This window comes from Autumnicola musiva (genome assembly GCF_031846585.1).
Classification (GTDB): domain Bacteria; phylum Bacteroidota; class Bacteroidia; order Flavobacteriales; family Flavobacteriaceae; genus Autumnicola; species Autumnicola musiva.
Map to the genome: position 1 here is coordinate 1 of NZ_JAVRHK010000097.1, position 210 is coordinate 210.

At 38.1% G+C, this 210-nt stretch carries 1 protein-coding gene; it reads right to left on the reverse strand.

Annotated elements, in window-relative coordinates; all coding sequences use genetic code 11:
* Positions 1-210 (reverse strand): IS200/IS605 family transposase (tnpA, locus tag RM539_RS20025; protein ID WP_311505187.1); only part of this gene is annotated, 210 nt, incomplete at both ends.

A 210-nucleotide genomic window follows, 5' to 3' on the forward strand; every position in this document is an offset into this window, starting at 1 on the left:
ATTGCTTATGTTCTGCGAAGGACGGTAATCTATATGCATATGCACGTGATCCTTAGATATCACGCCTTTTAATATTTCCACATCCTCAGCTTCACATATTTGTATTAAAAGGCTACGACATCGAACTTGTATATCTCCCTTTAAGACTGAATATCTGTATTTCGTGCTCCATACTATATGGGCGGTAAGAAGAGAAACGCTATGTCCATT